This window comes from Nocardia sputorum (genome assembly GCF_027924405.1).
Lineage (GTDB): Bacteria > Actinomycetota > Actinomycetes > Mycobacteriales > Mycobacteriaceae > Nocardia > Nocardia sputorum.
The window spans coordinates 3,140,831-3,154,186 of sequence record NZ_AP026978.1 but is presented as its reverse complement, the minus strand read 5'-3'; the positions used below and the strand labels follow the sequence as shown (position 1 = coordinate 3,154,186).

General features: G+C 68.5%; 13 protein-coding genes. 9 read left to right on the top strand and 4 right to left on the bottom strand.

Features of this window, described 5'->3' with window-relative positions; translation table 11 throughout:
* Window positions 1-69 precede the first annotated feature (69 nt).
* Window positions 70-675 (top strand): DUF3558 family protein, encoded by a 606-nt coding sequence (locus QMG86_RS14450; protein ID WP_281880098.1) that lies wholly within the window; start codon window positions 70-72, stop codon window positions 673-675.
* Window positions 676-900: 225 nt separating this feature from the next.
* Here the strand turns inward: QMG86_RS14450 and QMG86_RS14445 are convergent, their stop codons facing one another.
* On the bottom strand, window positions 901-1,992 hold the full coding sequence (locus tag QMG86_RS14445; RefSeq protein WP_281880096.1) for an NAD(P)-dependent alcohol dehydrogenase: 1,092 nt from the start codon (window positions 1,990-1,992) through the stop codon (window positions 901-903).
* A 3-nt stretch (window positions 1,993-1,995) separates the two neighbouring features.
* The gene (locus QMG86_RS14440; protein WP_434086182.1) at window positions 1,996-2,472 is read right to left on the bottom strand and encodes a DUF4334 domain-containing protein; all 477 of its coding nucleotides are present in this window, start codon (window positions 2,470-2,472) and stop codon (window positions 1,996-1,998) included.
* 84 nt (window positions 2,473-2,556) lie between these two features.
* Between QMG86_RS14440 and QMG86_RS14435 the strand changes: the two genes are divergently transcribed.
* The 5 genes from QMG86_RS14435 to QMG86_RS14415 all read left to right on the top strand — a co-directional run bounded on the left by QMG86_RS14435 (window position 2,557) and on the right by QMG86_RS14415 (window position 7,624).
* Window positions 2,557-3,138: a TetR family transcriptional regulator gene (locus tag QMG86_RS14435; RefSeq protein ID WP_281880093.1), complete on the top strand. Its 582-nt coding sequence runs from the start codon at window positions 2,557-2,559 to the stop codon at window positions 3,136-3,138.
* A gap of 126 nt (window positions 3,139-3,264) precedes the next feature.
* Window positions 3,265-5,250, top strand: coding sequence for a glycoside hydrolase family 15 protein (locus QMG86_RS14430; RefSeq protein WP_434085586.1), 1,986 nt, complete (start codon window positions 3,265-3,267; stop codon window positions 5,248-5,250).
* A 101-nt stretch (window positions 5,251-5,351) separates the two neighbouring features.
* Window positions 5,352-5,987, top strand: coding sequence for an MspA family porin (locus QMG86_RS14425; RefSeq protein ID WP_281880090.1), 636 nt, complete (start codon window positions 5,352-5,354; stop codon window positions 5,985-5,987).
* The gene (locus tag QMG86_RS14420) at window positions 5,978-6,325 is read left to right on the top strand and encodes a hypothetical protein (RefSeq protein ID WP_281880089.1); all 348 of its coding nucleotides are present in this window, start codon (window positions 5,978-5,980) and stop codon (window positions 6,323-6,325) included. Before QMG86_RS14425 ends, QMG86_RS14420 begins: the two co-directional genes overlap by 10 nt.
* Window positions 6,326-6,559: 234 nt before the next feature.
* Entirely contained in the window at window positions 6,560-7,624 is a 1,065-nt protein-coding gene (locus QMG86_RS14415; RefSeq protein WP_281880088.1) for an LLM class flavin-dependent oxidoreductase, read from the top strand.
* A gap of 45 nt (window positions 7,625-7,669) precedes the next feature.
* Here QMG86_RS14415 and QMG86_RS14410 read toward each other — a convergent pair whose 3' ends face one another.
* Entirely contained in the window at window positions 7,670-8,701 is a 1,032-nt protein-coding gene (locus tag QMG86_RS14410) for an aldo/keto reductase (RefSeq protein ID WP_281880087.1), read from the bottom strand.
* Window positions 8,698-9,204 carry a DUF6463 family protein gene (locus QMG86_RS14405; RefSeq protein ID WP_281880086.1) on the bottom strand — a complete coding sequence of 169 codons (507 nt, stop codon included), beginning with the start codon at window positions 9,202-9,204 and terminating at the stop codon, window positions 8,698-8,700. The genes QMG86_RS14410 and QMG86_RS14405 overlap by 4 nt, the downstream gene beginning before the upstream one ends.
* A gap of 68 nt (window positions 9,205-9,272) precedes the next feature.
* On the opposite strand from QMG86_RS14405, the gene QMG86_RS14400 reads away from it, so the two are divergent.
* From QMG86_RS14400 to QMG86_RS14390, 3 genes are all read left to right on the top strand, one after another.
* Complete coding sequence (locus QMG86_RS14400) at window positions 9,273-9,938, top strand: TetR/AcrR family transcriptional regulator (RefSeq protein WP_434085585.1); 666 nt, start codon at window positions 9,273-9,275, stop codon at window positions 9,936-9,938.
* 256 nt (window positions 9,939-10,194) lie between these two features.
* Window positions 10,195-11,409: an LLM class flavin-dependent oxidoreductase gene (locus QMG86_RS14395; RefSeq protein ID WP_281880085.1), complete on the top strand. Its 1,215-nt coding sequence runs from the start codon at window positions 10,195-10,197 to the stop codon at window positions 11,407-11,409.
* An 11-nt stretch (window positions 11,410-11,420) separates the two neighbouring features.
* On the top strand, window positions 11,421-12,788 hold the full coding sequence (locus tag QMG86_RS14390) for an NtaA/DmoA family FMN-dependent monooxygenase (RefSeq protein ID WP_281880084.1): 1,368 nt from the start codon (window positions 11,421-11,423) through the stop codon (window positions 12,786-12,788).
* Window positions 12,789-13,356: the final 568 nt, after the last annotated feature.

Genomic DNA, 13,356 nt, shown 5'->3' with positions numbered 1-13,356 from the left:
GCGCGTGGAGAGCGCGTGAGTGGCCGGCTCGCCGCGAACCTGGTGTGATCGGGGCAGGGAGGATTGCCGATGCCGAATTCTTGGCGTGATCGACGCCGATGGTTGTCCGGGGTGATGTGCGGTCTGGTGGCCACGATGACGGTGGTCGGGTGCGACACCGACGACCGTCCGCCGGTCGGGTCGCCGGGCGACGTCACCACGTCGTCGGTCGCGCCGTTGCCGCCGCAGCCGTGGACGCCGGCCGACCTCACCTATCATCCGTGCAGCGTGCTCGGCCCGGACGATATCGCCCGCTACGTACTCGAACCCGACGCCAAGGCGGCCACGCCGCCGCAGCAGCTGCCCCGCTGCTCCTGGTCTTCCATCCAGACCGGGGTGTCCGGCGGCTTCACCATCGGATTCGCGCCCCAGACCACCGGCCTCGGCGATCTCGGGCAGCGCCGGGTGCGGGATCCGCTCGCGCGGGAGATCACGGTCGCGGGACACCGCGCCGTGCTCGAGCCGAGCACCCGTCCGGACGGCCGCAACGGCAGCTGCGATGTTCACGTGTCCGTACCATCAGGAGGATCGTTCTACCTGGGAATCGCCGTATCCGGGATAGCTACGGGCGTCGACTGGGACGTATGCGCCAAAACCATCGACGTCGCCACCACTATCGCCGCACGCCTGCGCTGACCGGGGGTTGCGGCGCCTGCTGCTCGGCTTGGCGTCGAACGGGTCGGTCGGTGCGCTGGAGACACCGGCCGCTCCGTGTCCGTGCCTCCCTCTTCCGGCCTCGGTCACCGGGCCGTGGCCGCCCATACGCCGATGTCGGTGTCGAGATGGCGTCCTGCACCTCGTTTGCTCAGCACAGCGATCTGTTCCCGTTGCGGGGAAGCGCGATCACCTCACCAGGTCAGATCACCAGGTCAGAACCGGTTTGACGACCATGCCCGCACGCTGGTCCGCGAGCGCGGCGTTGATGTCGGTATGCGGGTACGTCGTGACGAGCCGGTCGATGGGGAACCGCCCGGCGGCGTGCAGGTCCAGCAGGTGCGGGATGAAGGTCGCGGGCACCGCGTCGCCTTCGAGGCAACCGCGGATCGCTTTGCCGCCCAGCACGATGTCCCGCAGGTCGATGTCGGGGACCCCGGTACCCAGCCCGACCGCCACCACCGTGCCGCCGATCGCCGCTCCGGCAGCCGCGGTGGCGAGCACCCGCGCCGACCCGGTGGTGTCGAGGGCATGACTCGCCCCGCCGTCGGTCAGCTTTCGGATCGCGGGCACGACATCGTCGGCTGCCGGATCCAGGGCGGCGGTGGCTCCCAGTTCCAGCGCGAGCGCCCGCCGCACCGGTGACGGTTCCACCACCACCAGTTCGTCGACCTCGCACACCAGCGCGGCCAGCACGCCCGCCATTCCGACCGCGCCCGCGCCGTAGACGACGACGCGAGCATCCCGGTCCGGACGCAGCACATTGAGCACCGCTCCGGCGCCGGTGAGGAACCCGCAGCCCAGCGGGGCGAGGACGGCCGGATCGACTTCGGTGTCGATGACCACGGTGTTGTCGGCGGTGGCCAAGGCGTACGCGGCGAAGCTGGACTGGCCGAAGAACCCATCCCGCACCGGGGTTCCCGCGACGGTGACCCGAGCGGATCGGTCCGCCCGGGCGCCGAACTGATTGAGTTTCGCCGCTCGCACGCAATACGCAGGCCGTCCGGCTCGGCAGTTGCGGCACGTGCCGCAGTGCCGGAAGGTCAGCACAACCCGGTCGCCGGGGCGCACACCGGTCACCGCCGCGCCGACGGCCTCCACCACTCCGGCGCCTTCGTGCCCGAGCAGCACCGGATGGTCGGTCGCACCCGCCGCCCTGGTGACCAGGTCGGTGTGGCAGATGCCGGTGGCCTGGATGCGGACGCGGATCTCGTCGTCGCGGGGGTCGTCGATCTCGACGGTTTCGACGGTGAACGGCGCGGCCGGGTCACGCGAAAGCACCGCGGTGGTGGTGACCATCGCTCAGGCCCGCTCGAGCAGGAAGTAGAAGTACTCGCCATCGGCCAGCACCAGTTCGGGCCGGCCGTTCATGATGCCCATCAGCGTGTTCTCGTCGAGCCATTTGAAGTGGTCGAAGACCGGGCGGCGGTCGTAGACCATGGTGGCGGTCACCTCACCGCGGAATTCGATGTTCCACAGCGTGGCTTCCCCACCGCCACCGAGCTCGACGTTGGAGAACAGCGATCCGTCCTCCGCGCGGCAGATCAACGGCTTCGCGTCCAGCAGACTGTGAAAGGTCTTGCCGTACCAGCGGCTCGCCGACAACGCTTTGCGCAGCGGATGGCCGGTCGGGAATGCCGCCCCCTTCCATTCGCCCAGGATGTCCTCGGCGCGCGCCACCGGCAGGTCGGTCCACAAGGCATCCAACTCGGCCGCCGTCACCCCGCTCTCCCGCGCGGCGAGATCCCGCCAGCCAGTCCCCACAGAGCCCATAGCCATCCTCGTTCCCGGTGCAATTCCAGAACCATTTGGTTCGGCAACTGTATATCCGAACCAAACGGTTCGGCAAGATAGGATGCGGCCATGCGCGCAGCAGGTCAGGCCACCCGCGAACGAATCCTCGTCGCGGCCAAAGCGGAGTTCGCCCAGTACGGCATCGCCGGAGCGCGCGTCAATCGCATCGCCGACGCCGCCAAGGCGAGCAAGGACCGGCTCTACGCGTACTTCGCGGGTAAAGACGAGCTGTACGCGGCGGTCACCGAGGAATGGGTCACCCAGACGACCGACGAAACCGCCCTCGACGCCGCGGACCTGCCCGGTTATGTGGGCCGGCTCTTCGACCACTACGTCGCGCACCCCGACAACGCCCGGCTACAGGCCTGGGCAGAGATCGAGCAGACCCACATACCCGCCGCCGAAGAGGCCATCCGCCGGATCATCGCGGGAAAGCTGGCCGAGATTCGGCGGGGGCAAGACCAGGGGCTGGTTACCGGGGATTTCCAGCCCATCACCCTGATCGTCATGCTGACCGATCTCGCACGCACGGCAGCCATGCACGCCACCCGCACCGACCACCACAACGTCGCCGAACGACGGGCCGCCACCGTGCTGGCCGCTCGTCGGCTGGTCAGCCCGCAGGCGCGCCCGGCCGGCGACCATCGTTAGCGCGCAGTGCTTGCCGAGCCGACCCAGCAGGTGATGGGCTGAGGGCAGCGTCACATCACCCATGCCTCGATACCGCTCGCGGTGTCTCCCGGCAAGAGAGGCGGTGCAGCAGGTAAGCGCCGGTGGATGACCGGCCGGATTCGCGCCGAGAAGACGAGGGAGAAACGCATGACCGAGTTCGAACGCGCACCGCGGCTCACGGCGTTTCCACGCATCGACGACTACGGGTTCATCTCCGATTGCGAGGTCACCGCACTGATCTCCCCCAGCGGGGCCATCGAGTGGATGTGCCTGCCGCGGATGGACTCGCCGAGTGTCTTCGCGGCCATCCTCGATCGGTCCGCCGGCTCGTTCCGGTTCGCTCCCGCCGATTTCATGGTGCCCACCGATCGCCGCTACATCCCGGGCACGATGGTCATGGAGACGAGCTGGCGCAGCGGCGACGGATGGGCGACGGTGCGCGACGTGCTGCTGGTCGGGCCGTGGCGGCACCAGACACCGGGCCGCAGCGCCCATCGGCGCACGCCAACGGACTACGACGCCGAGCACATCCTGCTGCGGACGGTGCACTGCGAGACCGGCCAGATCCAATTCGGGCTCGATTGCCAACCGGCGTTCGGCTACGGCAGGTATCGCGCCCGGTGGAACTACCTCGGCAGTTACTACCTCGCGCAGGCCGACGCCGACGGGACCGACCTCCAGCTGACGTTGAGCACGGACATGCGCCTGGGCTTGGAAGGCACCCACGCGGTCGCCCGCACCTTGCTGAAGACCGGTGACACGCGCTTCTGCGCGCTGGCCTGGGGAAGTCGCGACGCTCCCGGCGACGTCGAGGAGGCCGAGGAGCGGCTGCTGCGAACGATCCACCACTGGCGGCACTGGCTGGCCGGTGGGCGATTCCCGGACCACCCGTGGACCGCGGAACTCACTCGCAGCGCGCTGACGCTCAAAGGATTGACCTTCGCCCCCACCGGCGCCGTCGCCGCGGCCGCCACCACGTCCCTGCCGGAAACCCCTGGCGGAGAGCGGAATTGGGATTATCGCTATTCCTGGATCCGCGACTCGGCATTCGCCTTGTGGGGCCTGTACACCCTGGGCTTCACCTGGGAGGCGAACGACTTCTTCTCCTACATCCTCGATCTGACCGAAGAAGCCCGGGACATGCAGATCGTCTACGGCATCGGCGGCGAAACCGACCTCACCGAGCAGACCCTCCCGCACCTGCGCGGCTACGACAACGCGAGCCCGGTGCGCATCGGTAACGAGGCATACCGGCAACGCCAGCACGACGTGTGGGGCGCGGCGCTGGACGCGGTGTACCTCTACGGCCGACATCAAGATCAAATCGATGCGCGGGCCTGGCCGCTGCTCGGCCGTGCGGTCAAGAGCGCCCTCACCTACTGGCGCGAACCCGACCACGGTATCTGGGAGGTTCGCGGCGAGCCTCGGCACTTCACCTCGAGCAAGGTCATGTGCTGGGTCGCCGCCGATCGCGGCGCCCGGCTGGCTCGCATCCACCAGGACCTGGAACGCGCCCAGCGCTGGCAGAAGGCCGCCGACGAGATCCACGCCGACATCTGCGCCCATGCCGTCGACTCCCGGGGGGTGTTCACCCAGTACTACGGCAGCACGTCGCTGGACGCTTCGACCCTGCTCATCCCCCTGGTTCGTTTCCTGCCACCCGACGACGAGCGAGTACGCAACACCGTGCTCGCGATCGCCGACGAACTGACCGAAGACGGCCTCGTCCTGCGATACCGCGTCGATGAGACCGACGACGGATGCGCCGGGGAAGAAGGCGCTTTCACGATCTGCTCGTTCTGGCTGGTGTCCGCGCTGTCGGAGATCGGCGAGAAGACGCGCGCGAAGCAACTGTGCGAGAAACTTCTCGGCTACGCCAGCCCCCTGGGTCTCTACGCCGAGGAGATCGACCCGCGAACCGGCCGGCATTGGGGCAACTACCCCCAGGCGTTCACCCACCTGGCCCTCATCAACGCGGTGATGCACGTCATCCAGGACGAACAAGCGATCCTGCGGCAGGCTCTCGGTGGTGAGTCCATCGCTCCGCGGCTGGATGACGCACCGCTCACCCGCGGATATATCCACCGCTGACCCGAGCGGCGAAATTCGTTGCCACCCAGCGATGGGGGTTCCTCGTCCGGTGCCGGGTCACTTAGTATCACGTCCGACTGTTAACAGGACTAAGGAATTCATTGAGAGGCTCGACGATGGCGATGCTCGGCATCGCCGCGACCGCGGCTTTCGGCATCACCGCCGCACCCGCGACCGCAGATCAGGTGGCAGACAAATCTCGCGTCGTCGAGACCGAGGACGGTTGGGAGTTGCGGATCAGCAAGACCGCGGAAGATCTGCAACGCGTACCCAATCTCGCCGCGACGCCGTTCACTCGGGAGGGGTTCGTCACCTTGTCGGCGGCGGCCGACATCAGTGGCGACGGACGGGAGGCGGTGAACTCCGGAACGCTGCAGCTGGGCTACCAGATCGGCTGCCAGGCCGATGTCTCCAACGGCCTCACCGTGGGCTTGTCCGGGGCAATCGGCCCGAACGCCATGGTGACCGTCGCCCCCTCGCCCGGCCTGGCGGTCGGCGGCAGCGCGCTCGCTCTGCCCAGCATGTCCACGACCATCAAGCCCGGTACCATCACCAGCATCACGATGGGCACCAAACCGCTTGCGGGGCCGCACGGTTCGATCTCCGTCGATCAGATTCAGATCAAGATCGATGCGTGCGCGGGCGCGGTGAGCCTGCGGTCGTTCGCGATCGTGTCGATCTCCACGGCTACGGCCGACAATTCCGTCGCCGTCTACGGTGACCCGATATGGCTGTGATCGATATGGGGCGCCGGCGGCTGTGGATGGCACCGCTCGGCGTGTCGGTTTCGCTGATCATCGCCGCGGCCGCCGCCTCCGCCGAACCGATCGTTCCGGCTGGTCCGGGAGCTGCCTGCGGCGAAAGCCAGGGCTCGGCGACAGCTCCTGGATGCGGCAACGACAAGCCCGTCCCCGAGACTCGGGGCGGGCCCGCGGCGCCACCGCCTGCTCTGCCGTTGCAGGTGCTGGCGCCTCCGCCGAAAGCGTCGGCGCCCAACACCAATACGCCCGCAGGCGCGCTGGTGCCGCCCGCGCCGGGGCCGGGCGGCGGCAGGCCGATCGTGCCGGTCGGGTAGCGCGGAAAGCGCACCTGGAATCTCGCTGAATTTATGTCTCATCGCAGCGGATCATCGCAGTTCAGGCACGGTCGCACCGGCTGAAAGCCGGCGGCTGTCAACGAGTCGGGGCTCCTTTCGAGGTTAATAATCTCGGGTGTCCGAAGGCTGGTCGATCCGTCGGTCGAGCGCGTTCACCGAGCGCAGCCCATCCAGCTTCGCCCGTTGATCGCGCCACCGAACAGGAATCCCCCGATGAGTCTCGAATTCCTCTGGTACATCCCGAATCAGGTTACGGCGGGACATCGCGGCGACACCATCGCGGCCGATCACAACAGCCTGGACACCTTGAGCGCCCAGGCGAAGGCACTCGAGGCGCACGGATGGCAGGGCGCGCTGATCGGCACCGGATGGGGCCGCCCCGACACCCTCACCGTCGCGACGGCAGTGGCCGCCAGGACCACGACCTTCGAGCCGCTCATCGCGATCCGGCCGGGGTACTGGCGGCCGGCGAATTTCGCATCCGCCGCGGCGACGCTCGACCATCTCTCGGGCGGCCGGGTGCGGGTGAACATCGTGTCCGGGAAGGACGACCTGGGCGCCTACGGCGAGAGCGAGAGCGAACAGGCCGACCGTTACGCCCGCACCAGAGAATTCCTTCAGCTCGTCCGCCGGCTGTGGACCGAGGAGAACGTCACCTACCGGGGCGAGCACTACCAGGTCACCGATTCCACCGTGCTGCCCCGGATCGTGCCTCGCGCCGACCGGCGCCACCCGAAGTTGTACTTCGGCGGTGCGTCGGAGGCCGCGGAGCGGGTTGCGGCGACCGAGGCCGACGTCCAGCTCTTCTGGGGGGAACCCCTTTCGGGAGTCCGGGAACGGATCGAGCGTTTGCGGTCGCTGAGCGAGGAACTCGGCCGCGAGCATCCGCCACTCGAATTCGGCCTGCGGATCACGACCTTCGTCCGTGACACCACGGAACAGGCGTGGGCGGAAGCGGAGGCGAAAGTCGTGGGCATGGCGGAGAACCACCATGCGCCCGTTCCGAACCCGCACCGCCGAACGGCCGTGGGGCAACAGCGACTGCTGGACCTCGCCGCCCGAGGTGAGGTGCTCGACGACAACCTGTACACCACCCCGGGAAAGTTCGGCGGCGCCGGCGCGGGTACCACGTGGCTCGTCGGCTCCCCCGAAGACGTCGCCAAGTCGCTTCGCAAGTATCAGGACCTCGGCATCACGCACTTCGTCCTCTCCGACACCCCGTACCTGCCGGAGATCGAGCGCCAAGGCGATCAGCTGCTGCCGCTGCTGCGAGGCTGAGATGGGCAGCGCAAGCCGCTGCCCCTCCCGAATCCCGCTGTGGCGTCAGAGCTTCAGGCCGGTCCCGTGCACGCCGTGCTCGTCGATGAGGGCGAGTTCGTCGTCGGTGAACGCCGGGAAGTGCAACGCCGCGATATTGTGGTCGAGCTGCGCGGTGGAGCTCGCGCCGATCAGCGCCGAGGTGACTTCGGGTCGCCGCAGCACCCACTGCAACGCCAACTGCGCGAGGGACTGCCCGCGGGCCTCGGCGATCTTGTTCAGCGCGGTGGTTCGCTGCCGGTAGGTCTCGTCGATGACATCCGGCGACAGGAATGCACTGTTCTGCGCCCGCGCACCGTCCGGGATGGTCTCCAGGTACTTGTCGGTCAGCAAGCCTTGCGCCAGGGGCGAGTAGACGATCACGCCGAAGCCGTCCTGGCCGGCGGTGTCCAGCAGGCCGTCACGTTCCGGACGGCGGTCGTAGATCGAATAGCGGGCCTGGTGGATGAGCAGCGGGACGCCCGCCTGCCGCAGCAGTTCGGCGGCCTCGTGGGTGCGGTCGGGCGCGTAGTTGGACAGGCCGATGTAGAGCGCCTTGCCCTGCTGTACCGCGCTGACCAACGCGCCGACGGATTCCTCCAACGGCGTGCTCGGGTCCGGGCTGTGATGGTAGAAGATGTCGACGTAGTCGGTGCCGAGATCGCGCAGGCTGTGGTCGAGTGAGGTGAGGATCGACTTGCGGGAACCGCCCCGGAGGTACGGGCTCGGGCCGATCGGGTTGCCCGCCTTGGTCGAGAGAATCAGCTCGTCACGATAGGGCGCGAGGTCCTTGGCGAGCACCGCGCCGAAGTTCTTCTGGGCGGCACGATGCGGCGGGCCGTAGCGGTCGGCGTTGTCGAAGTGGGTGATGCCGAGGTCGAAGGCGTGCAGGATGATCTCGCGCTGCGTCGCGAACGGGTAGTCGGTGCCGAACTTCTGCCACAAGCCGAACGAGAAGGCGGGCAGGTCGAGGCCGGAGTTGCCGGTACGGCGGTACGGGACCTTCTCGTATCGGTCCGCCGCGGCCGCGTAGGTCGAATCGAAGGGGCCATGACTCATCGGTGGGTGTCTCTTCCTTTCGGTTGCGCGCTCCCGGAGAGTGGACCATTTCCGTCCATTCCGGCGCGACCGGTCGGCTCACCCTGATCGGAACCCGCAGTCCTCCTGGCCGCTACGACGACCAGAACCCCGGCGACGGCGCCGACGAAGTATGGGGAGGGCACCAGAAGAACGCCGCCCAGCACACACCATGCCGTGAGCCCCCAGCCGACGCCCGCGGGTACGGCCACCCCGCGCCCCGCGAGGTGCCAGATCAGCGCGCCGAGCAGGATCAGCGGCACGGCGAAGCTGCCCGGACCGGCCCAGAACGTGAGCTCGTTCTGCAGGGACTGCGTCGTCTGCGTGGTGTCGCCGGGCGTGAGCGGGACGGCTGCCCATATTCCGCGATCGAACCAGCCGGTGACGTCGTCCCAGGAGAAGAGCGTCACGAGCGCCAGGTGCCCCGTTCCCAGCACGAGCATGATCGCAGCGGCCCAGCGGAGCAATCGCTTTCCGTTGTTCATGGTGACCTTCCGTTTCCTACTCCGGCATTGTTCCGGCCGGTCCCACCCTGCGGTGGGCGGCGTGGACGATGGCGACGACTTCCGCAGCTCACGTTGCGGCCCAGCGTTTATACGGTGCCGTACACTTGATCTGTACGGTAACGTATAGAACCGGCACGATCAATGGAGGTGACCCGATTCCCGCAGTGCCCCGCACCACCCGAGCCCGCTGGATCGAGGCGGGTCTGGCCGCCCTCGCCCGCGGCGGTCCCGACGCCGTCCGCGTCGAGACGCTCGCCGCGGAGTTGGGCGTGACGAAGGGCGGGTTCTACGGGTACTTCGACGGCCGCCCCGCGTTACTCACCGAAATGCTCGACGAGTGGGAACGCCGCTGCTCGACCGAAGTCCTCGCGCAGGCCGAGGCGGAAGGCGGCGATGCCGCCGACCGGATCCGCCGCGCAGGCCGGCTGACCTTCGCCGAGGACCTGCACCGGATCGATCTGGCGGTGCGGGCATGGGCTCGCCACGACGAGTCCGTCGCGACGCGCCTGCGGCGTATCGACAACGAGCGAATGGCGTTCTTGCGCAGGATGTTCGGGGCATTCATCACCGACCCCGACGAAATCGAGGCACGAGCCACCCTCACGTTCGCGCTCGCGATCGGCCGCCACTTCATCGTCGCCGACCACCCCGGGTACACCAAGCGTGAGGCCGTCCAACTCGCCGGGGAATACCTTCTGCGTCCGCCGCAGTGAGTCACCGCGGGTATTTCCCATAGCTCGAGCTGATCTCAATCGTTGACTCCCGCTGGTCGTGGAACGCCGTGCCGCGTATGCCCGTCCGCTTGCCACACGTGGCCTCCGCTTTTACGTTCCCCGGCGACCGTTGCGGCCGACCCCGCCACCGATCGGCCGAACCCCGCAATTCTCGCCCGGGCCGTCGCGGAGCGTGGCAGAGCCGGTTCGCGCGTTGCACGGCGTGACATTCGCGCATGGAGAGAAACGGGAGACGATGGCATCCAACCCACTGCATCTCGGCGTCGCCCTCGACGGGGCGGGCTGGCATCCGGCGGCATGGCGGGAGCCGAATTCCCGGCCGACCGAGTTGTTCGGTCCGCGGTACTGGACCGATCTGGTCGCCACCGCCGAGCGCGCACTGCTCGATTTCGTCAGCATCGAGGACAGCCTGCGCATCCCCGGCGAGCGGCACGCGTCGTCCGACGATGTCGTCGACCGGGTGCGGGCCCGGATCGATGCGCATCTGATCGCCGCCCGGGTCGCGCCGGTCACCCGGCATATCGGGCTCATCCCGACCGTGACGACGACGCATACCGAACCCTTCCACGTCTCCAAGTCGATCGCCACGCTCGATTACACCTCGCGAGGCCGGGCGGGCTGGCAAGCGCGGGTGTCCGCCACCGCGGAGGAAGCCGCCCATTTCGGCCGCCGCGCGGTGCGCGACCTCACCCCGGCAGAGATCGCGGAAGCGGTCGCGTCGGGCGCCTTTCCCCGCCATGTGCACGATCTGTTCGACGAAGCCGCCGACGCGGTGGAGGTCGTGCGGCGACTGTGGGACAGCTGGGAGGACGACGCGGAGATCCGCGACGTGGCCACCCGCCGGTTCATCGATCGCGACAAACTGCACTACATCGACTTCGAGGGCCGCTTCTTCAGCGTTCGCGGACCGTCGATCACGCCGCGACCACCCCAAGGGCAGCCGGTGGTGGCGGCTCTCGCGCACAGTCCGCTGGTCTACGAATTCGCGGCACGCGCCGCGGATCTGGTGTTCGTCACACCCACCCGCGAGGCGGGTCCCGGGCCCGTCCTGGAACAGGTCGCGGCCGCCGCCGCTCGCGTGGAACGCATCGGCGACTCGCTGCGGGTCTATGCCGACATCACCGTCTTCCTGGATACCGACGAGGAGGCGGGTGCACAGCGCCTCGCGCGGCTCAACGGCGTCGCGGGTACCGAGTTCGACACCGACGCAGCGATTTTCGCCGGTAGCGCCGACGAACTGGCCGACCTGCTCGCCGACTGGAGCGAACAGGGTGTCGACGGGTTCCGGCTGCGGCCCGGTGTCGCGGTCGATGACCTGGCAGCGGTCGCCGACCGGCTCATCCCCGCGCTGCAGAGCCGCGGCGTCTTCCGCACCGGCTATCCGGACGGCCCGCTGCGCGCGCTGCTCGGTCTGCCCACCGACGTCCCCAACCGTTACGCGACCGCCTGAGCGAGGCCACCATGAGCACCCCCCGTAAGCAGGTCATCCTGGGCGCCTATCTCGGCGGCGTCAATCATCACACCGCTTGGTGGCATCCCGCCGCGGGCAGTCAAATCGATTTCAGCAGTTTCGAACACACTGCGCGCACCGCCGAACGCGGCAAGTTCGACTTCTTCTTCCTCGCCGAAGGACTCATCCTGCGTGAGCGCGCGGGCAAGATCTTCGATCAGGACATCATCGGCCGTCCCGACACCTTCACCGTGCTGGCCTCGATCGCCGCGGTCACCGAGCATCTCGGGCTCGCGGGCACGATCAACGCCACCTTCAACGAGCCCTACGAGCTGGCCCGCCAGCTCGCCAGCCTGGATCACCTGTCCGACGGCCGCGCCGCCTGGAACGTCGTGACCTCCTTCGACGCCTTCACCGGACAGAACTTCCGGCGCGGCGGATTCCTCGATCCCGCCGACCGCTACGTCCGCGCCGAGGAGACCCTCGAGGCTGTTCGAGCCCTGTGGGATTCGTGGGACGCCGCCGACATCGTCGCCGACAAGGACGCCGGGCGGTTCCTCGCCCGTCCGGACGCCGGGGCGTTCGCCTTCCACGGCAGCCAGTTCGACATCTCCGGCCGTTTCACCGTGCCGCGCAGCCCGCAGGGCAGACCGGTGATCCTGCAGGCCGGGGTGTCACCGCAGGGACGGGCCTTCGCCGCCGCCAACGCCGATGCGATCTTCTCCCCGTACGGCAAGCTGCCGGAGGCGGCGGATTTCTACCGCGACATCAAATCGCGCGCGGTCGCGGCGGGACGTGCGGCCGACGACATCAAGATCCTTCCGTCGGCGAGTTTCGTGCTAGGCAACACCGAGGCCGAGGCGATCGAGAAGCACCATGCCATCCTCGACGAGCAGGTCACCGGGCAGACCGCGCTGATCCTGCTCGAGCAGATCTGGAACCGCGACCTGTCCGGCTACGATCCCGAAGGGCCGGTGCCCGATATCGACCCCGATCCCGATGCGGCGCCGATCATTCAGGGGCGCGCCTTCGTCCACCAGGACCGCTTCGCCACCGTGGAACGTCTGCGGCAGGTCGCCGAGGCGAAGAAGCTCAACCTCCGCGAGGTGGTGATCGACCAATTCGAGCGCGGTCCCCTGGTCGGGACCCCGGCCCAGGTCGCGGAGCAGATCGACGCGTTCGTCCAGAACGACGGATCCGACGGTTTCATCCTCGGATCACACCTGGTGCCGTGGGGCCTGGACGAATTCGTCGACAAGGTGGTTCCGCTGTTGCAGGATCGCGGCGCGCTGCGCACCGAATACACCGGCACCACTCTGCGCGACAATCTCGGTCTCCCGGACGTGCGATCGGCCACAACTGTCCCGGCTCGCAGCTGAGTTCCGCCGCGGTCGTGGCTCGCCCGCCCGCACCGGATGGCTCTCGCGCTGCCACGGTCGCGGTGCGGGCGCTCCGATGCGGGCGGTCACCAGCGGCCGCTCGGATCAATAGCGGACAGCTGGTGCCCTGCCCGAGGTCACGCAAGATCCCGAGCGCCTCCTCCAAGGTGCGGACGTAGGACACCTCGAGCGGCAACCGGACCGCGGACCACCCCGGTCCGGCGACCAGCACGCGTTCCGCGACCCGCCACACGGCACGGATCGTCTCCGCCCGGGCGGTCGCGGGCACTTGGGACCAGAGCATGAGCACGCAGGACCGGTCATGGCGGGCCATGGCGTCGGCCAACGCCGCGTCCGGCACCGCCGCGCCCAGCAGCAACGCGACGATGCCGCACTCGGCCAGCGCGGCGCGCAGCACTTCCAGAGCCAGCACGTGGTCCTCCCCCGCGGTACACGCCAAGAGGATCGGTGGCTGGAATCCCGGACGCCGGACCGGCGGGAACATCCGATGCAGTCCCGCGATCACCGACCAGGACAGCAGGTGCTCCACTTCGACCAGGCCGCGCCC